The following is a 21,948-nucleotide window of genomic DNA, read 5'->3' as shown; positions in this document are numbered from 1 at the left end:
GAAAGACTTATACCTGTTACATTTGTAACAGGAAGAAACTAGATATGAAAGAGCAAACGCTTTTCAGGGGCAGCCTTCTAACAAAAGCAGCAGCAGTTTGCCTGCTGGTTTTGAGTGCATGTGCGGGAACTACCCAAACCAACACGACAGAGGGCAACGCAGCAGGGCAGATTACGCGCAGCGTAACCGTGATGCAAAGGCCGAAACTAGTGGTAGGCATTGTGGTAGACCAGATGCGCTATGACTACCTGTACCGCTTCTGGGATAAGTACAGCGACAACGGCATCAAGAAACTGGTAAAGCAGGGCTTTAACTTCAAGAATAACCAGTACAGTTACGTTCCCACCTACACTGGCCCAGGGCATGCTTCCGTTTATACAGGCAGCGTGCCTGCCATCAACGGCATCATCGGCAATAACTGGTATAGCCGTGAGCAGAACAAAATGGTTTATTGCGTAGAAGACCAAATGGTGAAGACGGTAGGAAGTACTTCTACAGCCGGCGAAATGTCTCCTGCCAACTTATTAACAACCACTGTAACGGATGAACTTCGCCTGGCCACCAACATGGGCTCTAAAGTGGTTGGTGTTGCCCTGAAAGACCGCGGCTCTATTTTGCCTGCTGGACATTTAGGCAATGCAGCCTATTGGTTCGACTCACCAAGCGGAAACTGGATAACCAGTACCTACTATATGGAAGATCTACCACAATGGGTGCAGGAATTCAACAACAAGAAATACCCGGACCAGCTCCTGAACCAGCCTTGGAACACACTGCTGCCAATAAATCAATATACAGAAAGCTCTGCAGACAATGTAGCCTGGGAAGAGACACTGCCAGGGGAGCAGCAACCTACGTTCCCGCACAACATCCCGGCCATCCGGGAGAAAGATTATGAGCTGCTACGCTCCATACCTGCCGGCAACACCATAACAAAAGATTTTGCACTGGCCGCCCTGAGAGGTGAAGAGCTGGGAAAAGGAAAGTACACAGATTTCCTGGCAGTTAGCTTTTCTACCATTGATTACATTGGCCATAAGTTCGGACCAAACTCCGTTGAGCTTCAGGATGCTATGTTGCGCCTGGACAGGGAACTGGCTGAGCTAATAGACGAAGTAGAAGATGAGGTAGGGAAAGGCGAAGTGCTGTACTTCCTGACAGCCGACCACGGCGCTGCCCATGTACCGGGTTTCCTTAAAACAATGAACGTTCCTTCGGGGGTGGCAAACTCCGGCACGGTACGCGACTCTATAGAAACTTACCTGGACAAGATGTACGGCAACGGAGAATGGGTAGAGCGCTATACAAACCAGCAGCTATATCTGAACAGGAGCCTCATCGACGGCAAGAAGCTAGACTTAGCAGATGTCCAGCAACGCGTGGCAAGTTACCTGCTGCGTTTTGAGGCCGTTATGCGGGCTGTTCCTGCGATAGCCTTACAGAGCACCAGCTGGAACCAGGGTTTAATGGCACGCGTAGAAAACGGCTATAATGCCCGGCGCTCCGGCGATGTTATCATCCTACTGCAACCCGGTTGGTTTGAAGGGTACGGAACAGGAGAGCCAAAGGGCACTACCCACGGATCATACTCTAACTACGACACGCACGTGCCACTTATATGGTATGGCTGGAACGTGCAGCCCGGAGAAAGCTCGGTTCCGACTGAAATAGCAGATATTGCCCCTACCATTGCCTCCTGGCTTTATATACAGGAGCCAAACGGTAGCGTGGGCAGGCCTTTACAAGAGTACATGAAATAAACCCATAATGCCTGAAGAAGACAGAAAACAGACGGCGCTTAACAACTAAAGAAAATTAATATGGAGAACAATATGGACAACAGTAACCCCTGGCACAATGTGAGCTACGGTGAAGAGGCTCCAGCAGTACTATCGGCTATTATCGAAATACCGAAAGGCTCTAAGGCTAAATATGAGTTAGACAAAGAAAGCGGCATGCTCAAGCTTGACCGTGTGCTTTTCTCATCTATACATTACCCAGCCAACTATGGCTTTATTCCGCAGACGTACTGCGACGATAAAGACCCTTTGGACATCCTAGTGATCTGCTCTATCGACGTGCAGCCCATGTGCCTGATTGACGCCAAAGTAATTGGTGTAATGCAGATGATAGACAATAACGAGGAAGATGACAAGATCATAGCCGTGGCAAACAACGACATGTCCGTGCGCCATATCAATGATATATCTGAGTTACCGCCGCACACCCTGCTGGAAATGCGCCGCTTCTTTGAAGACTACAAGAAACTCGAGCACAAAGAAGTAATTGTAGAGCAGTTCCTGGGCCGTGAGCATGCATACAAAATCATTCAGGATAGCATTGACCTGTATAACACTACTTTCGGCGAGCCTCAGAAGAAAGCAAGGGCGCTTTAGTAATCTTTATAACCTGTTAAGCCTGGCGTGGATCTTTCTGTGCCGGGCTTTTTGCTTTACGGACAGATAGGCCAGCGATTTTTGAATGTAGGCTGATTTGTTGCGTAATTGCATGTAAGATGAAGCAGTACAGGAGCAGAAGCATAGCAGGAACTGATTTCTATACGCTTTGTGAGCGTATAGCAGGGGGGGTGATGTACAGCCATGTATTCATCTCCTTCTGTGCCTACAGCCTAACCATAGAGACGTACCTGCTGGCAGAAGCATCAGTGTCTTTACCTGTCGCTGCCTTTGTTTTTCTGGCTACCCTGTTTACCTACAATTTAAGCAGTATACAGAGCATACTGCGCTATCCAAGGCAAAAGAGCTACAGAAACAGCAGTGTCTGGAGCCAGCGGAATAAGAAGTTGCTGGCCGGGGTAGGGGCTATTAGCCTAGCAATTGCCGCCATTATATACTTTGGCTTTAGCTTAGAGATAAATGGCTGGTTTCTGCTGCACCTGGCCCTCATTTCGATTGGCTATACCGTTCCCTTCCGGTTCAAAAAGAAAGTGGTAAAGCCGCTACGCAGTGTTCCGCTTCTGAAAGTGTTCCTGATAGCGTATGTGTGGGCGGCTGTCACTGTTTTGGTGCCGCTGATGGATGCAGGTATCCCGTTGTGGGAAGCAGCGCCGCTGTGGCTCTTCCTGCGCCGCTTCCTGTTCATACTCGCCCTCGCCCTGCTGTTCGACATACGTGATTACGCCTATGACCGCAACACCAACACATTGACGTTTCCAGGATGGATAGGCATACAAAACACGCGGCTATTTTCCCTGGGGCTGCTGTTGCTATATGTGCTGCTGTTGCTTATTACTGAAAGCGGATTGGTGCTGTGGGCGCTGATAGGGAGTGTCGTAGGAGCTGCTATGGTCATATCGCTTTCGTCAGAAAGCAAGCCCCGGATATACTACGCCCTGCTGGCTGACGGTGCTATGCTCTTGCATGCAGGTTTAGTATACTTAGCTATGACATAGGCTGCTGCAGGCACATAAATGCCTTTGGCAGGTGGTCTATCAGGTCAGAAGCCGTCATACCGATTTCCCCGACTGTTCGCAGTGCTAAGTCTCCCGCAAGCCCGTGCACATACACGCCCAGGATACAAGCCTCTTCCAGATCATACTGTTGCCCTACCAGTGCTGTAATGATGCCTGTCAATACATCGCCGGTACCACCGGTTGCCATGCCTGAATTGCCCGTGGTGTTGAAGTATACTTTGCCGGAAGGAGTACCAACAGCGGTGTGGCTGCCTTTTAGCGTCACGCAGCACTGATGTTCCTGGCAAAACTCCCGGAGGCGCTGCAGGCGCTCGTAATCGTTTTTTGCCTTCCCTACCAACCGCTCAAACTCTTTTGGATGGGGAGTGAAGATTACCTTGTTCTTCGGAAGCTGCTCTTTCAGGCGATCGCTGCTGGCGATGATGTTGATAGCATCGGCATCTATGACTAAAGGATGAGAAGAGGTGGCCAGCAACTGCCCGATAGCGGTTTTAGTAGGAGGCGCTGTACCGATACCTGGTCCCATACCAATGACATCATATTTATCTATGTCTTCCGGTAAGTCGGAGAGGTGTTTGCGGTTAGGGTCTGTCAGTGTCATTGCCTCCGGTACGGCTGTCTGCAACACGGTATATCCCGCTGAGGGCACCTGTATGGTCAAAAGACCGACACCGCTTCGCAGGCAGGCCCTTGCTGCCAGCACGGCTGCCCCCATTTTGCCGTAGCCGCCACAGAGCATCAGCGCATGGCCATAGTTGCCTTTGTGCGAAAACTTCCTTCGGCGCTTTAGCAGGTGCTGCACATCCCGCCTAGTAGTGAAGAACATGTCCGTATCAACCCCTGAGATAAACTGCTCACTTAACCCAATAGGTACCACGTGCCACTCCCCAACATACTCCTCGTGCTGCGGCAGGAAGAAAGCCTGCTTCGGCAACTGGAAGGAAACGGTATTGTCTGCTTGAATGATGGTGCTCCCCTCCGGTGTCTGGCTGTCGGTGTAAAGCCCGGAGGGCATGTCGATGGAGGTGATGCAGGCGCCGCTGCTGTTCAGTTGCTCCACCAGTTCCTCGTACAGGCCTGTTAGGGGCCTGCTAAGGCCGGTGCCAAAAAGGGCATCTATCACACAGGCTATAAGTGGCAGCTCCGGTATGTCCTTCTCTTCTTCTATCTTCTGTGGCTGCACTTCGTCCGGCAAGCGTTCCATATTTGCCTTGAAGTCTTCGGACGCTTTGGCTGTATCGCCCACTATAAATACCTGCACCTTGTACTTCCGCTCGTGCAGAAGCCTTGCTACCGCCAGCCCATCACCGCCGTTGTTACCGGGCCCACAGAAAATAAAGGCTTCCTCTGAAGGTTGAAATTTATTCTCAAACCAACCGGTAAAGGCCTTTGCAGCACGTTCCATCAAATCCAAAGAAGAGATATTTTGCTCCTGAACAGTAAAAGCGTCGGCTTCCCTGATTTGTGCAGCGGTAAGAAGTTTCATATAGGTTGATTCAAGGTTTCCTCAATATACTAAGATTTGAATATGGAGGTTCGTCTTTACAGGAAGAGAAAACTTTGTTACCGGCGTTAGATCCAAGCTCAGTGCTTCTGCCATAACCTGCAAGAGAGAGTAACAAGCAGTCGAGGCTATTTAGAACGCGAAGGTCAGGGTCATCTTTATTTTCAGGTTATCTTTCGCCTCATCAAAGGCATAGGGGCCATAGCGGTAAAAGGCTCCGACACCAATACCCGTAAAAGGTGAGCTGATGATGTTATTCAGCAGCAACCCTGATTCAAAGAAGCCTTTCTCCATGGTCTGATAACTTTCCTGCAGGATAATATCCTGTAGCGGCTGCTTCAGATTGCCCCATCCCATGTTGGTGACTGCTACTATATCAGGCTTAAAAAAACTGGTACGCAGAAGGCGCTTACCGAAGTTCTGCGAGAATAAGAGGGCGGCATAGCGGTCGGAGAAGAACTCGTAAGGGAGCATCGTCTCAAAGCCTTCGCCAGCATACGTATAGAACTCCGGATTGTAGCTGCCAAAGCCATTGTAGAGGGTTACAAAGGGGGTGTTGCCATCTACCAATCCCCCGGATAAGGTAAAACTGCTTTCGCCAAAGGTACGGTGGCGGAAGGACGCTTCTGCCCGCACATCATACTTATTGTAGCCGAAATCACCATCCAATAACCCGTCAATTCCACGGGTATACTGCAGCCACAACACAGGGTACTCTGTTGCCATAGGCATGAGTTGGTTGAACTGCTGCATGAATTTCTCGCCATAGGCATACCGGAAACCTATCACAGCCTCGGTTAGGTTATAAGCAGGCTGCGGCGCATCCGCAGCAGAAAAGCCGAGGGTAGGACGGCGCTCTTCCTGCCGGAGCATTGCCTGCGCCTGCAGGTAACGGAGCAGCCTTCCTGACAGCGCCACACTTTTGTGAGTGGTATAATCCAGTGCAGGCAGCAAGGCAGGACGTACATCTCCAAGGAGGCTGCGCTGCTGGAAAGGAAAGCGCCTGCCGCCCGGCTCCAGCACATCCTTAAAAAAAGCAGCCTTTAGCTTTAGCTCAGATGGCTGGTGCAACACTATAGCGGCATCCGCACCATACTTTGCCTCTTCGTCCCGGAAACCGTACGCCCAGTAGCCCCCGATTATAAACCGCTCAGAAAACGAAGCATTTGTATGAGCACCTATGCCAAGGCGCAGCCCTTCAAAAGCACCCAAACGGAAGAGCCGGTTCAGGTCCAGGCTGACGGGGCCAATAGGGATTTGCTTCGCCACCAGGTATTCCATCACACGAATAGTACGGTCTAGCTTTTGGGCTTTGCCCACACTATCCATGCGCTCGTAGGTGCGTTGCTCCAGGAGGCTGAGCGAATCGGGGCGGTATCCCTGGTAAAATTTATCGGGCTGCAGGTGGGCATCTGCCTTCTGCTGCAGGGAAATAACACCAAAATCGGATCTACGCAGGCTGGGATTCAGGTCGATGTTGGTGATGTAGGTGCGGATGTGCCCGTATGGCTGGTGCCCTCTTAACGTAACCTGCGGCACGCTTATCTCCACATCCAGCTCAGTCGGAAACCATTGCTGCTGCGGCCCTACCTGCTCATACTGCTGCTGCAGCTTCACGCCGCGGCCTTCTTTATCTGCCGATTGCGCCAGCACATGCTGCACGGCCCAGGCATCACTGTTAATATACAGCAGCCCTTCCAGCCCGTCGAAATTCTTTCCTTCCTGCGGTTTAAAGGAGACGATGAACACCGTGTCCTGCCCCACCACGTTAGCCTCCTGCAGCACGAAATGATACTTATTGGTGCTGCCTGTGCTCAGGGGGCTGAGATAGCGCTTCCCAAAGAAAACAGGCATGTCATCATACACAGAAAAATCACGTGACTCGGCTGCCACCACCCCAAAGCTCGGCTGCTGCAAACCAGATACCCGCGTGGCCAGTATTGTCTCTTTCGCGAAGTTCGGCTGCAGGAAAGCATAATCCGTCACGCTCTCCAGCAGGAACAGGTGCTGTTGGTCCAGCAATTTCTGCATTTTGAGATAAGCAGAATCCTGTGGCGAAAGTTGCTGTACTTCACTTAAATCCTGCTCCCGGGCGTCGGAGGCTGTCAGCACAAACTTATTGTAGGTGCGGTAAGTATAAGCCTGCAGGTTTTCAGGGCGGTGCCGGTCGCGGTTCTCGTTAGCCAGCCGTATAATGCGGTGCGCCGGGTTCCGCCCGGAGCTGAGCACGACCACCTCCTGCAGTTGTGCCGATGATGGCTGCAGAAAAACATGTATACTTTGTGAAGAATCAGGATAGATAATCTGCGGCGCATACCCTACATAGCTGAACCGAAGGCGCGAAATCGGGCGGTTGTGCCGCAGCCTGTATTCTCCGTCCAGATTAGTAGTGGTTCCCGTTTCCCCCTCATTGGCTGCGATGCTTACAAACGGAAGTACTTCACGTGTTCGCGCATCCCGCACCACGCCCTGCACTTCCCGCACCTGTGCGAGTGAGGGAGCACCTATAAAACACAAGAAGCACAGGAACAGGAGAAAGCGTTGTAAGAGCATTTGGTAAAGATAAAAAGAAAAAGGCGCTTCCTCCTGCTACAGAAGAAGCGCCTTTGCTGGTATGTTGTATATCAGAACTGCATATAGAAGCCCATACCCGGGCTGCCGTTTGGCAACACAACAGGTACCACAGCAGTATTCAGGCCGCCGCCTTCGGTTAACTTGGCATGTATCCAGTACACGGTATTCACCGAAAGTATACCTACTCCGGCGCCTGCCAGTACATCCGACATCCAATGGGCATTGTTGAGTACCCGCAGCACACCCGTTCCACCCGCAATACCATAGCTCACTACACTTATCCACGGGCTCTTGTGGCGAAATTCTTTATCCATGAAAGTGGCAATGGTAAAAGCGTAGGCGGTGTGACCCGAGGGAAAAGCATGCGGTTTCCCGTTCGGCCGTTCGATGTCTGTTAGTTTCTTGGTTGGCCATACCATGGCAGAGGTAAGTCCTCCGGCAGCAAACAGCAGGATTGTCTGTCGGCTTAGTTCGTGCCGGTTTTGGGATGATATGATATTAAACCCATACAGACCTGCCAGAGGCGCCAGCATAAGAAAGTCATCGGCATTGGTGGCAAACTCAGGGAATACCCGGGTCCTGTAGTCGAAGATATCCTGGCTGTTTATGATGCCCCGGCCCCCGGTGGTATAAACGCCCACACCAATAAGTACTGCAGCCGGAATAACAGCTCTCTTAAGAAAGCGACTGTTATCGGCTTCCAGGCGCTGCGACTCCGTGAATGGCTTCTTCTGCCCCGGAAGCACCGTATCGGGCGGTACAAACGAATCATCCGATATTACTTTGAGGGTATCGGTTCGGGTATTCTTTTGTGGCTGTGGCTGTACTTGTGCCACAGCTGCAGCAGGACCAAACAGCACACTCAGCCAGAGCAGGTGTACCGTTAGCAGTTTATTCCATCTCATAGGTATGCAGTAGGGTAGGAGGAAGTTCTGCTCACTCCCAATGTTACGTAATTGTTACCTAAAATTTAACGCGTACTACTGCTGTGGGTTATATACTTGTCTTATATCTTGTTATATTATCTGCTCTTAATGAACGTACTTACCGGTCCAGTTCACCCAGCACAATATCCACTGACCCTACAATAGCGATGAGGTCGGCTACCATGCAGCCCTTGGCAATCTCGTGCAGTACCGACAAGTTGGAGAAGCAGGGGGAGCGTCCTTTGCAGCGGAAAGGAACATCGCTGCGGTCTGTTGTCCGGAAAAAGTAGCCTAGTTCGCCACGCGGCGTCTCAGCTCTGAAATACAACTCCTGCGTACCGGTGGTGCGGAGTTTTTTCGGGCATGCTGCCTGCGGGTCGAAATCAGGAGTGCGCTTATAATCTCCCTGCAGGCGGTCGAGGCACTGCTGTATGATTTTGACAGACTCACGGCATTCCAGCGCCCGCACATAATTTCGGTCCCAGCAGTCGCCGACACTTCCTACCAGCCCGGTCCCGGTCGGTACTTCGAACTCCAGTTCCGGGTAAACGCTGTAGCCATCTATGCGGCGCAAATCATACTTCAGGCCGGAGCCGCGCAGCATGGGGCCGGAGCAGCCGTAGTTGATAGCCACATCCAGCGGCAGTATGCCCACATTGGCCGTACGGTCGATGAAGATTTTGTTCTCCAGCAGTACCGTGTCTATTTCATCCAGCTTAGGCTGCAGGTAATCGATGAACTCCTGGCAGCGCTTTTCAAAGCCGATGGGTAAGTCATAGTACAGGCCGCCTACCCAGATGTAATTGTACAGCATACGGGCACCGGAAACCCACTCCAGCAGGCGCTGAATGTGCTCACGGTCACGCAGCATCCACAGGAAAGGCGTAAAAGCCCCTATATCGATGCCGTAAGTACCGATGGCGACAAAGTGCGAGGCAATGCGGTTCAGTTCCGCTACCAGCACCCGGATGTACTCTACCCGCTTTGGTATCTGGTTTGAAATACCCAGCAGTTTCTCCACGCCCATACACCATACATGCTCTGAGTTCATGGCCGCCAGGTAGTCCATGCGGTCAACGTAAGGAATGGTCTGATTATAGGCCATGTGCTCAGCGTGCTTCTCGAAGCAGCGGTGCAGGTAGCCAATGTGCGGCGCTACGTCCGTCACAATTTCCCCGTCCGTTACCACCTCTAGGCGCAGTACCCCGTGCGTACTCGGGTGCTGCGGCCCCATGTTCACAATCATCTCGCCGTCCTTCAGATTATCCAGACTGAACTTGTTCGGCTCTGACTGCAGCAGGTAGTTTTTATAGAGAGTGGAGGTTTCCAATGATGAATGCTGAATTATAAATTATGAATGGGAGCGTACGGCCAAATGGCTTTACTCCGGCTTCTCGCGCTTATCTGAGAAAGGTGTAGGTTGCCCCACCAGTTGCTGCGGCTCGCCTTTAAAACCATTCAGCTCGTTGTGCTGATCGAAAGCCACTTTAATGCCGTGGTAGTAATCCTGCAACTCATAATCTTTGCGGAGAGGGTGGCCTTCCCAATCAGCAGCGCACAGGATACGCCGCATGTCCGGGTGATCTTTAAAATAGATGCCTACCATATCAAACACCTCCCGCTCGTGCCAGTCGGCAGTGCGCCAGATGTGGCTGACAGTGGGCACCTGCGGTATCGGCTGTTCCGGTGTATTATTGCGCTGCACCTGCACCTTTAGCATCAGGTGGTGGTCGTAGGGGATAGAGTACAGGTTATAGGCTACTTCCATGGTGCCTGCCTCCGGGCCGTTATCGATACCGGTGACGCAGGAGAGGAAGTCGAAATACGTCAGTGCGTGGTCGTGCAGTGTGAGGCAAACCTCTGACAGGCGCTCTGTCTGCAGCACGATGTAGGGCTGCAGGTTGTTTGCACTCTCGGTTACTATTACCTCCGCACCGAAAGTAACAACTATAAAATCTCTTAATTCCTCAAAAGACACCTTTTATTTAATTAGAAATTAGAAATTAAGAATTAGAAATTGCTGGTTCTGCCATCTTATCTGCATCAGCTACGAGTTGCCCCTGCTGTGCCCGCTTCGCCATAATCTGCTGCACGGCTCTCGGGGCACGTATGGTCTCTTTTCTGATAACTTCCTGCAGCTGCAAAAAACCACCAATCAAGGCCTCTGGGCGCGGTGGACAACCTGGCACATATACATCCACCGGAATGATACGGTCAACGCCTTTTACCACATGATAGCCGTGTTCCCAGTATGGGCCGCCGCAGTTAGAGCAGGAGCCCATGGAAATAACATAGCGCGGCTCCGGCATCTGCTCGTAAAGGCGGCGTATACGATCAGCCATCTTAAAGGTAACAGTGCCAGCCACAATCATTACATCGGATTGGCGCGGCGAGGCACGCGGAATGATACCAAAACGGTCCATATCATAACCGGATGCGTAGGCACCCATCATTTCGATGGCACAGCACGCTAAACCAAAACCCATCGGGAACAGCGAGGTCAGCCGGGCCCAGTTTAACAGGTCGTCTAACTTCGTGATGACTACTCCTCCTTCTCCAGTCTTTGCTTCCATAATTGGATTGAGTGTATTTAATGCTATCTTGATTTTATAGTACCGGGTCAAACCACCCCTAACCCCTCAGAGCTACGCTCGTTAGCTTGAAACTCACATTTTAGCTAATCCAAGGAGGGGAGTTGTAATCAAGTCACCCGCTCCACCTTATCATTCAAGCTTCAAAACTATAATTCCGGTGCCTTCGGTTCCAAAGTTTTCCGCGCTGACTTACCAGGCCTATACTGCCGTTCGTTTACGCGCTGATACATGTCCATAGGTATTTTAGAGCGGCTTCGTGGTATCACAGGCTCCGGCTTAATCCAGTCCAGATGCCCTTTGGCCCAGGCGTAGGCGAGGCCCAGCACCAGAATGCCGATGAAGATGAACATCTCAATGAGAGAGAACCAGCCCCATACACCATCTGTGGCGTCAATTAACTCGCGGCGGCCAAATACCGTTGCCCATGGGAACAGGAAAGCCAACTCTACATCGAAAATGATAAAAATGAGTGCCACCACATAGAACCGCGGGTTAAATTGTATCCAGGCATTGCCTATTGGTTCCTCACCACTTTCATAGGTGGAGAGCTTCTCCGGGTTAGGCCGCTGCGGACGAATCATTTTACTCGTCAGCAGGCCAATCATCACGAAGATGGCACCGCCAATCAGGAAGAGCAGGATTGTTCCGAAGTCAGATGCATAGGTTTCTGCCATAGCTTACAGCTGTTTATGCAAATTTACAACAAAAAGCCGGGATTGTTTACCTGTGGCCATTTTGGGTGCCAAGGCTGCATTTTTGGTATGCCTGTGAACTTGCTGAAAGGACTATAAAACTGCCGTTGTTCCGGACATCTGTGTCTAGAACAAAACCTAAAATGGACATCCTTGCCCGCATGCCGGGCGGGACAATACACGAGAACAAGGAGATCCCCTGCCCATATACTTTCGCAAGGATGTCCGAAAGAGCAGTAGCAGTGTGATAGCAGTATAGCGTTGTGGCTGAAGACGTACTACCTGTTCATTCTCAAAATCCTGAAAGCCCTGATTCTGTCAGACTGGTCCGGGACGAATGGACAGATTGCAACCTGTCCCTACAAAGCAGCAAAACAAAACCGCCTGCACCAACAAAGGCCCAGGCGGTTATTATCTACTGATATGCTATTTTACTTTACCACTTATAATACCCGTTCTCCTCTCCGTCGTTCAGGAGTTCGGCGGCGGTATCGGGGCTGCGGTGGATGTCTTTTAGCTTACGCTCTTTCCAGACTACGGCAGACTCCCGCACTACCTCCAGGTGAGCATCGGACTTCAGGCGCTCTTCCTCACGCTTGGCATCCACTTCATAATCAGTGCGGGCCGCAAACTTGGCGTTGGCCACCGTTTTACGGGTATCGTACTGCTGCTGTCGCTCGGCCACGCGCTGCATCTCCTGTGTGGTACGCTCGTGCTCTATACCTTTCAGGATATCATCATAAGGGCCTTTGCTGGAGATCAGCTTTGTAAAAATCGGGGCTGTTTCAAGGCAGATAAACAACAGCGTAATAAAGAACACCGGCAGCCATGGCAACTCATTCAGGGCGTTGATGCGGGCCATCAGGCCATCGTAGTTCGAAAAGCTTTCCTGCCCTTCGGCTACGGTCTTGTCATAGTTCTGCATGAGCTCGTTAATGCGCTGCTCCCGCTGCAGGATGCGCTCATTGGCGTTGGCCTGCAACAGCTTCAGCTCCTCGTCTACTTTATCATACTGCCGTTTCTTTTCTTCAAAGATAGGCCCTTTGCCTATTTTGCCTGTTCCGCCAGTACCATCTGCTTCAGCAGCAAGAGCATCATAGAGCCTGTTGCGCTCCTGCACCTTGGCCTCTACCTCCTGCCGGATAACAGCAATGTCTGTCTTGATAGAGTCTACTTCTACAAATTGTCGGGCCACCAGTTGCTTATGGGCGATGGCGAGCTCTGCCTGCTTCTCCTTCAGCACTGCCTGAATTTCTTTGTCGAAGATCTTCAGTTCCAGCGGCTTCGAAATAACCACTGCCAGCACGAGGGCCAGGAAGACACGCGGCATTACCTGCAGCAGCTCTTTCCAGAACTTACCCTCTTTGCGCAGGGTAGAGACAATAAAGCGGTCGAGGTTAAAGATAACGGCACCCCAAAGCAGGCCAAAGGCAGTGGCCATCAGAGCGTCGTCAAAAACGGTGTAAAGGGCGTAACCGCCCGAAATGCTGGCCAGCAGGCCCGTGAACAATACGGTTGCGCCAATACCGGCATACTTTATATGCTCTGACTTTGAGCATTTGTCGAGAATGGTGTCATCGGCACCGGCGCACCACCAAAAAAATCTTTTCATGTGAACGATCAGCTGAATTAGGGAAAAAGGCTTGCAGAGAAGCTGTAAAAACATAAAACGTATGAAAGCTTACGGTTTATACTTCCAACAAGGTTTAATTAGTTAATAATCAAACCCCTACATTTTCCCCTCAACAGGACCGCTTTCAATTAAATTCAGTATTCTCTACCGTTTCGTTCAACTTTTCATACAGCAGCAACAAGGCCATACCGCTGGCCAGCACCATGCGGGTATCGGGCGGGAGCTGCTGGCTTACCCACACCTTACCGTTGTTTACGACCTGCACTGCACCCACCACTTTTCCCCCATCCTTGAACTCATAGCCAACAACATCTGACATAGGCAGCTTTGTGTCCTCGAACTTGTAAACCGGCTCAATGGTATAGGTCGTGCGGCGGTTAGATAGCTCCCCCTTGAACTTCTTACGCTCCAGGTAATTGCCGGGATCTACAGTGAGCAGGTGCCATTGGCCACTTTCCGGAGAGGTAAAGTGGCTGGCGTTGTACTCCATGTTCGGGCCAACATCTATGGTCACACCTGTATTTGACCGAAGAGACTTGTCTTTAAGTTTGCTGGCACCATGAACATACCATTCGCTGCCCTTGCCATCCTGCAGGCTGAACTCGTACCGCTGCCTAACTTCAATGTTGTTATAGCTGAAAATGGAAAAACCGCCAATGTTCTTCCACCCGCGGCGCACATTGGCCACCGTATAATCTCCAATCCGGAAGTTGCCGTTTGGCTTCAGAACTTTACGGCCTTCTATAGGCAGTTCTACTGCGTTCTGCTGAAACTCCGGCGACACAGCCATTTGCGGCAGGGTACAATTGGTGAATGCCAGCATGCAAGGCAGCAATACGGACATGAATAGCTTTTTCATAGTTGTAGGTTAATGCTTAGAGGATAATGGAGTATGCAGTTCTTAAATATAGGCATACCATATATTATGCCAAACCAAAGCTTCCCCTGAACCTAACTTAAATAGAAGCAAGCCTTGGCCAGGCAAAACAATGTTGTCATCTACTTAAGATGACCCGCTACAGCTCCTTACAGTTGCCCGGCCTCTGAAAAATTTTTCATCACCAAATTTCCTGAAAACAAGAAAGGGGCAGAAAGCTTTTGCTTCCTACCCCTTTTTTACCTTCCTCAGCCTTATACCCTACTACACTTCGTCTTCGTCAGGGAGAATATCCACATCCTGCACCAGCACCAGCTTTTCAATTTCACGCGCCCTCGGTGTATTCGCCAGGCCGCCTTCCGCTGTTTCTTTGTACTTGCGCTCCATACTCTCACCGACCTCACCAAGCGCTGCCACACACTGGTCTACCGGAATAACAGCGTTCACACCGGCCAGTGCCATTTGCGAAGAGGAAAAAGCGATGGCAGCCGCACTGGCGTTACGCACAATGCACGGCACCTCAACCAGCCCCGCCACCGGGTCGCACACGAGCCCCAGCATACACTGTATGGTGATGGCTACTGCCGTGAATACCTGATCCACGTTACCGCCCAGGCAGTACACAATCGCGCCTGCGGCCATGGCAGCCGCACTGCCTGTTTCGGCCTGGCAACCACCCACAGCACCAGCCAGAGAGGCATTCTGCTCAATAATCAAGGCAATGCCAGCGCCTACAAGCAGGCCTTCGTGTATCTTTCTGTCCTCCAGCCCATGCAGATCCTGCAGGGTAGTGAGTGTGCCAGGCAGAATGCCCGAAGCGCCTGCCGTAGGGGCCGCTACCACGCGGCCCATGCATGAGTTTACCTCTTTGGCACCGAGCGCACGCGAAATCAGCATCTGAAACTCCGGCGACAGCACTGTAATGGGCGCCTTGGCTACTTTCTTCGCGCTGTTGTTCACCATACCAGAGCGGGACTGCATGTTTTCTGTGAGGCCCGTTTGCACCGCGTCCTTCATCACCTCATAGGCCTTGGCAATGTTTTCCCAGATATATTCTTCTGTACGGCCTTTCTGCTCTATCTCGTATTCCAGCACCGGCTGGTACAGTGGCTCTCCGGTTTCGGCACAATGCTTTTCCCAGCTCTTAAAATCAGTGAATAATAATGACATAGTGTTTCTTTCTCAAGTAAAATCTGGCTGATAAAAAGCCAGGGCGGCCAATATAACTACAATTTCTTTATGCAGTTGCACATCCCTCTCCTATAACAAATACAATTCTAGGAAACGTTCTGGACTCTTTAATTCGGCTTTTGTTTAACTCCTTCTGCCGTAGCCCGTTCAAGCAGATTAAACACCCTACTTATGACAGACTTAACACAGGCATTAAAAGAACGGCTCTTATCGGCGGTTGAAAAGGTAGAGCACAGTATCTCCATGGCAAAGTTTAAGGCAAAAGACAGGCTGCACCTGCTGGAGCCCATCAACATCATGCCCTATTATGGCTTTGGCAACGATACCTATGTGTATGTGAAAGGAAGGGTGCTGGAAGACGAGAAGGTGAAAAAGCCCAGTGAGGACGGGAGTACGCTGACGCACCTAAAAGATACTTACAAACGCTATGAGTCGGATGAAATACCGGGCATCAAACTAACGGCAAGCTTTGCCGGGCAGGAGATTGAGTTGGAGACGGACGAGGAAGGTTTCTTTGAGGTTGAGTTCAGGACAGAGACACCTTTTGACTATAGCACCACAGGCCAGAAAGTGAAACTACGACTCCTGGAGCAGAAGACAGAGAACGACAAGCTGGAGGCAGAAGCTTACATTTTTGTACCAGGCAAAAACAGTGAGTTCGGCATCATCTCCGACATCGACGATACGGTGCTGGTATCCAAAATCACACATTTCCTGGGTAAGCTTAAGCTGATGTTGATGAAGAATGCTACCCAACGTAGCCCTTTTCCGGGTATAGCTGGATTTCTGCGTGCGCTTGGCAAGGGCAGCGACAGCAAAGGAAGTAACCCGCTCTTTTTTGTGTCGGGCAGCGAATGGAACCTGTACGACCTGCTGATCAGCTTTTTCCGCTCACATGATATTCCTGAAGGCCCCCTGCTGCTCCGCGACAAGGGCACGCGCTTTGACAGGGGCGAGTTTGAAACCAGCGAACAGGAGTACAAGCGTGAGAAGATACGCCACATCCTCGACACGTACCCTGGCCTCAGATTCATCTGCATTGGCGACAGCGGCCAGCACGATCCTGAAATCTACCAAAAAGTGGTGCAGGAGTATCCGGGGCGCATTTTGGGCATCTATATCCGGGATGTTACTCCGGACAAACGCGACAGGGAGGTAAGAAACATAGCCAGCCAGGTAAAGGAGCAGAAGGTAGAAATGGAACTGGTCGAGGAAACACTCTCTGCTGCCCGCCATGCCGTTAGAATGGGATGGATTAATGAGGACCAACTGGAGGATGTGCAGCAGGCATGCGAAAAAGATGAGCAGCAGGAGAGCTGAAACGGGGCTATCTGTATGCTTTAGGCTCTTCCGGTGTAAACAACAGGCCTGCTGTCCCGTTTTAACAAAAGGAACAACAGAAAACAAGTTTTGGATTTAAAGCAGAAACTAAACAAGGCAACAGAGCAACTACAGCAGGAACTGAATGCGGGAAGGGAGAAAGTAAAAGAGGATTTGCACTTGCTGCGCCCTATTATGATTCTGCCCTTTTACGGCTACGGCTCTGACTCCTATGCGTTCCTGAAGGGGCGGGTAATGGAAAAAGACAAGAAGCAGGACGATAAAGAGGAAGAGAACTCCGGCGAACAAAGCCTTAGCATGCTGCGTCGTTTTGCTTTAAGCGCCATTCCTCATATTAAACTCTCAGCCTCGTTTGCAGGAATGCACCAGGAGGTAGAGACGAACCAGGAAGGCTACTTCGAGATAGAGTTCAAAACAGATTCACCTATAGATTACCAGAAGGCTGGCCATTGTGTTAAACTGGAGCTACTGGAGTGCAAAACCGGCGAAGACGAAATGGAAACCGAAGGCCACCTGTTTGTACCGGAGAAGGATGCACGGTTTTGCGTGATTTCCGACATAGACGACACGGTGCTGGTTTCCAACGCCACCAGTTTCCTGGGACAACTTAAGCAAAACCTGCTGCAGGACGCCCAGGAGCGTAGTCCTTTTCCGGGCATCGCCGCTTTGCTGCAGGCACTGAAAGGGAGCAACAACCCGCTGTTCTATGTTTCCTCCAGCCAATGGAACCTGTACAGTTTCCTGGTTAGCTTCTTAGAGGCGCACGATGTGCCCAAAGGGCCGCTGCTGCTCCACGACAAAGCCGACAACCACGAGAAAATAAATGAGCGCCAGCATAAACTCAACCAAATCAGCAACATCCTGCGCACCTACCCACACATGAGCTTCATACTGATTGGCGACAGCGGCAAAGATGACCCGGAGATATACAGACAATTGGCGCAGGATTTCCCTAACCAGGTGCTGTGCATCTACATCCGGGATGTAACAGATGATGGCCGCGCCGATGAAGTGCATAAGATTTGCCTGCAGGTAAAGAAACGGGGTGTGGAGATGTTATTGGTTGAAGACTCTGCAATGGCTGCCCAACATGCCTTCCGGCACGGCTGGATAAGCCTCCCGCAGCTACATCAGGTACAGCAAAATAACCAGGAGCAGCAAAACAATGATGAATAGGTCTATAACCAGAAAATCGTATTTAACAGCATGAGCAACATCAGGCATATCTCCATTCGCGTGTATGGCAAAGTACACGGCGTGTTTTTCCGGGCCAGCACCAAAGAAAAAGCGCTGGAACTTGGCATCACCGGCTTTGTGCAGAATGAAGAGGACGGCACTGTTTACATGGAAGCCGAAGGAAGCCCTTCTGCCCTGAAGCAACTGGAGCAATGGGCGCACGAAGGCCCTCGCAGAGCCAAGGTAGAGAAGGTAGAGGTAAAAGAGATGGAGGGGCTGGCTGGGTTTAAAGAATTCAAAGTGAAGCGGTAGGGGGAGACTTAAAGTTACAGCATTAAAAGGGAAATGCTTATCTTTAGTATCAAGCCCATCTATAATGAAGTTTCCGCAAGCCCTGCACCTGATAGAGGATTTTAAGAATTCAGATGATTATACTCTAATTAAGAATATAGAGTCCATAAAGAATTCATACCAAATATTCTCTGGTAATTATGCTGATTTCAAAGCTGCTCTAAAAGAGCATAAAGAGAAAAGCGATGATGGAAGTATGTGGCATGATAAAAAAATACGAAGCGAAATCCAAGACAAGCTAGTAAGATTGATGTATAACTTCTTCTCTTCATCATTCACATTAGTTTACCACACCCGAAATCATAAAAGAAAGTTACATAAACCTAATACTGTTATCGCAATCGAGTACCAGAGCTACTTAAATGAAAACTTTGTCGATAACCCACTACATTGTTTTGTTATTGACTTTAGAAATTTCCTGTGTCATTCCTCGCTACCCTATATCATTTCTGCTAAAAAGTTTGGAAACGATGGAAATACAACAACCTTTAGAATAAAAAAGGCATCATTGCAGAGGTTTAAATGGGCACCAGTAGCTAAAAGCCATATAGAGTCTTTATCTGATACTTTTGATATAGAAGAAATTGTAGACTTATACTTCAATAAAGTAAAGAACCTACATGAATGGTACAGAGTCAGACAAATCCAGTTTTACAAGGATGTGTATGAAAGAGTACTTTTAGAGAAGAAAACTTTGCTAAAGCTAGCTACTGAGGATAGAGTTACTCAAGCCTTACCTTTTAGTCAATCAGATATTGAAAGAGAAGAATTGATTCTTAATTCACTGCATTAGCACTTTCCTCCGTTGTTGGTGAAAACACCAACAACCAAACTTCAGCAACCTTATTGCTTGCTGGTGAAAACACGCAGCAAGGGCGGGAGTAGTGTTACAGTTCAACAGCAAACTCAAGAATAGCAGCTTCACCAACACCTCTAATCTAAGCTCACCTTAAAGCTATGCTCCACACTCTCCTCCAGAAAATTCCATACCTCACACCGGAAGACATCGCCGCTTTTGTGCCGCTCTGGAAGAAGCGGGTACAGCTGAGCCGATATGATTTTTTGATACAGCAGGGGCAGGTGGAGCAGGGGCTGTACTTTGTTATAAGCGGTGCATTGCGCATCTACTTTCCGCTGCCCGATGAAGAGATTTGCGTTGGCTTTTCCTATCCGGGCAACCTGGTCGTTTCTTTTCCATCGTTTGTAGATGGCAAACCTTCGGCATACTATATACAGGCTTTGAAAAAAAGCGAACTGCTAGGCATCAGCAAAACAGATTTTATGCAGCTGATGGTGCAGCACCCGAACATCAGGCGGTTCTGGTATGAGGAACTGGAGAAGGCGCTAGTGGGAAAGATAGAGCGGGAGGTAGACCTGCTGCTGCCGGAGCCGGAGCAGCGCCTGCAGCGTGTCATGCGGCGGAGCCCACAACTATTCCAGCACATCCCCAAGAAATACATTGCTTCTTACCTGCGCATGACGCCTGAAACGCTGAGCCGGCTGAAGGTATAGCCATTCCTTTCATAAACTAGGGCAAGCTCTCAAACTTGTGCTTTAAAATGATGTTGGGTTTGTAACCCGCCTGGGGCAGAGTCCCAAAAACAGCAGGTAACATAAAGCTCCACACGTCAGCTTCCTTTGTTTGCTAAATGAAATCAGAGACAATGGCCAGAGTTAACCCGAACAGGGTGGCAATGAGTTTGGAGCGGTTAAAGTGGTGGTCGGGGCTTGTTTCGAACAGGATAGTGGTGGAGATGTGCAGGAAGTTACCTGCCACTAAACCTGTGAGAGCCGTGTAAATCAGGCCATCTGGTGCCTCCTGCGACAACACCACATTGCTGAAGAAAATACCCAGGGGAGAGCCTACAGCAAAAATCAGCAGCCACAGAAAAGCCTTCCGGAAGTTCTGCAGCCTCGACAGCAGCACCGACATCAGCGCGAAAGCTGCCGGCACATGGTGCAGCGCCACCCCCAGTAATATCACATAAAAGCTGCCGCCGCCATGGGAATGGCCTGTGTGATATTGCCTTTGCTCTACCAGTATACTTCCCTCCAGAAAAGCATGCACAAACAGCGATCCCAGCAGCAGAAAAGGCATAGAGCCGATACGGCCATGGTCGTGCATGTGGCCGTGTTCCACTCCATGCGAAAACAGCTCCAGCACCAGTTGCAGGAAAAAGCCCGCCAGCACCCAATAGCCAACCCCATAAGAGCTGGTGCTGCCGTTCCGGAGCACGTCTGGCAGCAGGTGAATGATGGTGATGGTAAAAAGGTAAGCGCCACTAAAAGCAAGTGCTATTTTCAGCCACCTTTTGTTGTGAGGCGGAAACACCTTCACCAAAAAGGCCGAGAGCACTACTGTAAAAAACAGAACAAGTATACCTACTATCATGTAGAGCCGTTATTTCTTAAGCACAAAAATTGCCCGTTCGCTTTTATCAAGGTCAAAAGGGTTCAGGTGGTAGTCGCCAAACACCTCTACAAGGCGCAACTGTATCATCTTAAAGTACTCTTCAAAGTCCACCTCCCGCAAGGCCCTTACCCGCTCCACAAACACGTACTCCTTCCCCTCGTCATAGAAACGAATGGTTTTAACGATAAAGCCATTTTCTACGCCGCGTGTAATCCTGAAGTTTATAGCATGCACCTCTTTTTCCTCCTCCGCCACCAGATTATTGATTACTTTATCCGTATTCATGAAGTCTATCACCAGCTTCCCTCCGTGCTTCAGGCTTTTAGCGGTGGCATCCAGCGCCACCACATTTTCTGTCTCATTATCGAAGTAGCCGAAGCTGGTAAACAGGTTCAGGATAAAATCGAAGTGCTCCGGCTTGTACACCTTGCGCATATCATGCACGTCAAAGTGCAGGTGCTCGTTCTCATACTGCTTTGCGTGGGCTATACTTTTCCCGGACAAGTCGATACCTGTTACATCAAACCCTTTCTCGTTCAGGTATTTTGAGTAGCGGCCTTTCCCACAAGCCAGGTCCAGGATTTTTTCATGGGGTTTGGGGTGGAGGTAAACCAGCAGCCGGTCCATGAATGCCTGCGCCTCCTGCGTGTCACGGTTGTTGTAGAGTATATGATAGTATGGAGAGTCAAACCAGGTACTGAACCACTCGTCTTCCTGTTGGGCCATGGAGGTCTTAAAAGCAATTAGGTTGCAAATATAGGCGTTTTATACGAACCCCTGCACGGGAGCAACCGCAGGCAGTGGCTACAGTTGTTTCGGCAAAGTCATAAAAAAACCTGCCGTTGCAGCGATGTACAGCAACGGCAGGCCTGTTATTTAAATAAAATGACTACTCTTGTGTAGCACCCAACTCAGTGTTGGTCTCAGTAGCTTCCAATAGGCTATCGGCTTTCTGAATCTCATTACCACCTAAATCCCGGTCCGGCATCACCTCACCATCGTTAGCAGGAGGATATACTTCGTTTACTTTGCCAATATTAAACGTATTGCGTGTTCCTGGCTCTACATAATCTACAGACACTTTAGCTTCTGGTCTCAGATCAGAAGGAGTCTCGCAGGAAGTAACCATGAACAAACCACATACGGCGGCAAATACTGTTATTATGTTCTTATTCATTATTGTACGTTTTTATACTTTCTCTATAGGAGCCTTGCTTACGTTGTGCAAGCAAAGCATTATCTA

Annotated in this window: 21 protein-coding genes; 8 read left to right on the top strand and 13 right to left on the bottom strand. The window is 50.1% G+C overall.

Going from position 1 to position 21,948, the window contains the following annotated elements:
• The first annotated feature begins 44 nt into the window (after positions 1–44).
• From pafA to ACFS7Z_RS06160, 3 genes are all read left to right on the top strand, one after another.
• Positions 45–1,760 carry an alkaline phosphatase PafA gene (pafA, locus tag ACFS7Z_RS06170; protein ID WP_377482405.1) on the top strand — a complete coding sequence of 572 codons (1,716 nt, stop codon included), beginning with the start codon at positions 45–47 and terminating at the stop codon, positions 1,758–1,760.
• A gap of 60 nt (positions 1,761–1,820) precedes the next feature.
• On the top strand, positions 1,821–2,396 hold the full coding sequence (locus tag ACFS7Z_RS06165) for an inorganic diphosphatase (protein ID WP_377482403.1): 576 nt from the start codon (positions 1,821–1,823) through the stop codon (positions 2,394–2,396).
• A gap of 119 nt (positions 2,397–2,515) precedes the next feature.
• Positions 2,516–3,412 carry a hypothetical protein gene (locus ACFS7Z_RS06160; protein WP_377482401.1) on the top strand — a complete coding sequence of 299 codons (897 nt, stop codon included), beginning with the start codon at positions 2,516–2,518 and terminating at the stop codon, positions 3,410–3,412.
• On the opposite strand, the gene ACFS7Z_RS06155 is transcribed toward ACFS7Z_RS06160, so the two are convergent.
• From ACFS7Z_RS06155 to sdaAA, 10 genes are all read right to left on the bottom strand, one after another.
• Complete coding sequence (locus ACFS7Z_RS06155) at positions 3,402–4,919, bottom strand: NAD(P)H-hydrate dehydratase (RefSeq protein ID WP_377482399.1); 1,518 nt, start codon at positions 4,917–4,919, stop codon at positions 3,402–3,404. The genes ACFS7Z_RS06160 and ACFS7Z_RS06155 overlap by 11 nt on opposite strands.
• 150 nt (positions 4,920–5,069) lie before the next feature.
• A complete protein-coding gene (locus ACFS7Z_RS06150; RefSeq protein WP_377482397.1) occupies positions 5,070–7,490 on the bottom strand; it encodes a DUF5686 and carboxypeptidase-like regulatory domain-containing protein in 2,421 nt (806 codons plus the stop codon).
• Between the two features lie 71 nt (positions 7,491–7,561).
• On the bottom strand, positions 7,562–8,416 hold the full coding sequence (locus ACFS7Z_RS06145) for a phosphatase PAP2 family protein (protein ID WP_377482395.1): 855 nt from the start codon (positions 8,414–8,416) through the stop codon (positions 7,562–7,564).
• Between the two features lie 139 nt (positions 8,417–8,555).
• Positions 8,556–9,767, bottom strand: coding sequence for an NADH-quinone oxidoreductase subunit D (locus ACFS7Z_RS06140; protein ID WP_449301445.1), 1,212 nt, complete (start codon positions 9,765–9,767; stop codon positions 8,556–8,558).
• Positions 9,768–9,818: 51 nt separating this feature from the next.
• A complete protein-coding gene (locus ACFS7Z_RS06135) occupies positions 9,819–10,415 on the bottom strand; it encodes an NADH-quinone oxidoreductase subunit C (protein WP_377482393.1) in 597 nt (198 codons plus the stop codon).
• Positions 10,416–10,440: 25 nt separating this feature from the next.
• Complete coding sequence (gene nuoB, locus ACFS7Z_RS06130; RefSeq protein WP_377482391.1) at positions 10,441–11,010, bottom strand: NADH-quinone oxidoreductase subunit NuoB; 570 nt, start codon at positions 11,008–11,010, stop codon at positions 10,441–10,443.
• Positions 11,011–11,177: 167 nt separating this feature from the next.
• Positions 11,178–11,705, bottom strand: a complete 528-nt coding sequence (locus ACFS7Z_RS06125) for an NADH-quinone oxidoreductase subunit A (protein WP_377482389.1) — start codon at positions 11,703–11,705, stop codon at positions 11,178–11,180.
• 454 nt (positions 11,706–12,159) lie between these two features.
• Entirely contained in the window at positions 12,160–13,335 is a 1,176-nt protein-coding gene (locus tag ACFS7Z_RS06120) for a DUF4407 domain-containing protein (RefSeq protein WP_377482387.1), read from the bottom strand.
• Positions 13,336–13,480: 145 nt separating this feature from the next.
• Positions 13,481–14,215, bottom strand: coding sequence for a hypothetical protein (locus tag ACFS7Z_RS06115; RefSeq protein WP_377482385.1), 735 nt, complete (start codon positions 14,213–14,215; stop codon positions 13,481–13,483).
• Positions 14,216–14,497: 282 nt separating this feature from the next.
• Complete coding sequence (gene sdaAA / locus ACFS7Z_RS06110; RefSeq protein ID WP_377482383.1) at positions 14,498–15,403, bottom strand: L-serine ammonia-lyase, iron-sulfur-dependent, subunit alpha; 906 nt, start codon at positions 15,401–15,403, stop codon at positions 14,498–14,500.
• A 192-nt stretch (positions 15,404–15,595) separates the two neighbouring features.
• On the opposite strand from sdaAA, the gene ACFS7Z_RS06105 reads away from it, so the two are divergent.
• The 5 genes from ACFS7Z_RS06105 to ACFS7Z_RS06085 all read left to right on the top strand — a co-directional run bounded on the left by ACFS7Z_RS06105 (position 15,596) and on the right by ACFS7Z_RS06085 (position 19,804).
• Complete coding sequence (locus tag ACFS7Z_RS06105; RefSeq protein ID WP_377482381.1) at positions 15,596–16,744, top strand: App1 family protein; 1,149 nt, start codon at positions 15,596–15,598, stop codon at positions 16,742–16,744.
• Between the two features lie 90 nt (positions 16,745–16,834).
• Entirely contained in the window at positions 16,835–17,941 is a 1,107-nt protein-coding gene (locus ACFS7Z_RS06100; RefSeq protein ID WP_377482379.1) for an App1 family protein, read from the top strand.
• A gap of 30 nt (positions 17,942–17,971) precedes the next feature.
• Complete coding sequence (locus tag ACFS7Z_RS06095; protein ID WP_377482377.1) at positions 17,972–18,253, top strand: acylphosphatase; 282 nt, start codon at positions 17,972–17,974, stop codon at positions 18,251–18,253.
• A 64-nt stretch (positions 18,254–18,317) separates the two neighbouring features.
• On the top strand, positions 18,318–19,085 hold the full coding sequence (locus ACFS7Z_RS06090; RefSeq protein ID WP_377482375.1) for a hypothetical protein: 768 nt from the start codon (positions 18,318–18,320) through the stop codon (positions 19,083–19,085).
• Between the two features lie 164 nt (positions 19,086–19,249).
• A complete protein-coding gene (locus tag ACFS7Z_RS06085; protein WP_377482373.1) occupies positions 19,250–19,804 on the top strand; it encodes a Crp/Fnr family transcriptional regulator in 555 nt (184 codons plus the stop codon).
• A 133-nt stretch (positions 19,805–19,937) separates the two neighbouring features.
• On the opposite strand, the gene ACFS7Z_RS06080 is transcribed toward ACFS7Z_RS06085, so the two are convergent.
• The 3 genes from ACFS7Z_RS06080 to ACFS7Z_RS06070 form a co-directional block, all read right to left on the bottom strand.
• Complete coding sequence (locus ACFS7Z_RS06080) at positions 19,938–20,684, bottom strand: ZIP family metal transporter (RefSeq protein WP_377482371.1); 747 nt, start codon at positions 20,682–20,684, stop codon at positions 19,938–19,940.
• Positions 20,685–20,693: 9 nt separating this feature from the next.
• Entirely contained in the window at positions 20,694–21,431 is a 738-nt protein-coding gene (locus tag ACFS7Z_RS06075) for a class I SAM-dependent methyltransferase (RefSeq protein ID WP_377482369.1), read from the bottom strand.
• 163 nt (positions 21,432–21,594) lie between these two features.
• The gene (locus tag ACFS7Z_RS06070) at positions 21,595–21,882 is read right to left on the bottom strand and encodes a hypothetical protein (protein ID WP_377482367.1); all 288 of its coding nucleotides are present in this window, start codon (positions 21,880–21,882) and stop codon (positions 21,595–21,597) included.
• Positions 21,883–21,948 lie beyond the last annotated feature (66 nt).

This window comes from Pontibacter toksunensis, assembly GCF_042686245.1.
GTDB classification, from domain to species: Bacteria; Bacteroidota; Bacteroidia; order Cytophagales; family Hymenobacteraceae; genus Pontibacter; species Pontibacter toksunensis.
The sequence above is the reverse complement of the archived record's forward strand: the minus strand, read 5'-3'. Positions and strand labels throughout refer to the sequence as shown.

What these genes read in the sequence shown, in the direction of transcription:
- ACFS7Z_RS06090 (WP_377482375.1), top strand. Translation starts at nt 18,318, where the DNA reads ATGAAGTTTCCGCAAGCCCTGCACCTGATAGAGGATTTTAAGAATTCA.
- ACFS7Z_RS06085 (WP_377482373.1), top strand. Translation starts at nt 19,250, where the DNA reads ATGCTCCACACTCTCCTCCAGAAAATTCCATACCTCACACCGGAAGAC.
- pafA (WP_377482405.1), top strand. Translation starts at nt 45, where the DNA reads ATGAAAGAGCAAACGCTTTTCAGGGGCAGCCTTCTAACAAAAGCAGCA.
- ACFS7Z_RS06115 (WP_377482385.1), bottom strand. Translation starts at nt 14,215, where the DNA reads ATGAAAAAGCTATTCATGTCCGTATTGCTGCCTTGCATGCTGGCATTC.
- ACFS7Z_RS06095 (WP_377482377.1), top strand. Translation starts at nt 17,972, where the DNA reads ATGAGCAACATCAGGCATATCTCCATTCGCGTGTATGGCAAAGTACAC.
- sdaAA (WP_377482383.1), bottom strand. Translation starts at nt 15,403, where the DNA reads ATGTCATTATTATTCACTGATTTTAAGAGCTGGGAAAAGCATTGTGCC.
- ACFS7Z_RS06150 (WP_377482397.1), bottom strand. Translation starts at nt 7,490, where the DNA reads ATGCTCTTACAACGCTTTCTCCTGTTCCTGTGCTTCTTGTGTTTTATA.
- ACFS7Z_RS06155 (WP_377482399.1), bottom strand. Translation starts at nt 4,919, where the DNA reads ATGAAACTTCTTACCGCTGCACAAATCAGGGAAGCCGACGCTTTTACT.
- ACFS7Z_RS06125 (WP_377482389.1), bottom strand. Translation starts at nt 11,705, where the DNA reads ATGGCAGAAACCTATGCATCTGACTTCGGAACAATCCTGCTCTTCCTG.
- ACFS7Z_RS06070 (WP_377482367.1), bottom strand. Translation starts at nt 21,882, where the DNA reads ATGAATAAGAACATAATAACAGTATTTGCCGCCGTATGTGGTTTGTTC.
- ACFS7Z_RS06165 (WP_377482403.1), top strand. Translation starts at nt 1,821, where the DNA reads ATGGAGAACAATATGGACAACAGTAACCCCTGGCACAATGTGAGCTAC.
- nuoB (WP_377482391.1), bottom strand. Translation starts at nt 11,010, where the DNA reads ATGGAAGCAAAGACTGGAGAAGGAGGAGTAGTCATCACGAAGTTAGAC.
- ACFS7Z_RS06075 (WP_377482369.1), bottom strand. Translation starts at nt 21,431, where the DNA reads ATGGCCCAACAGGAAGACGAGTGGTTCAGTACCTGGTTTGACTCTCCA.
- ACFS7Z_RS06160 (WP_377482401.1), top strand. Translation starts at nt 2,516, where the DNA reads ATGAAGCAGTACAGGAGCAGAAGCATAGCAGGAACTGATTTCTATACG.
- ACFS7Z_RS06105 (WP_377482381.1), top strand. Translation starts at nt 15,596, where the DNA reads ATGACAGACTTAACACAGGCATTAAAAGAACGGCTCTTATCGGCGGTT.
- ACFS7Z_RS06145 (WP_377482395.1), bottom strand. Translation starts at nt 8,416, where the DNA reads ATGAGATGGAATAAACTGCTAACGGTACACCTGCTCTGGCTGAGTGTG.
- ACFS7Z_RS06120 (WP_377482387.1), bottom strand. Translation starts at nt 13,335, where the DNA reads ATGAAAAGATTTTTTTGGTGGTGCGCCGGTGCCGATGACACCATTCTC.
- ACFS7Z_RS06080 (WP_377482371.1), bottom strand. Translation starts at nt 20,684, where the DNA reads ATGATAGTAGGTATACTTGTTCTGTTTTTTACAGTAGTGCTCTCGGCC.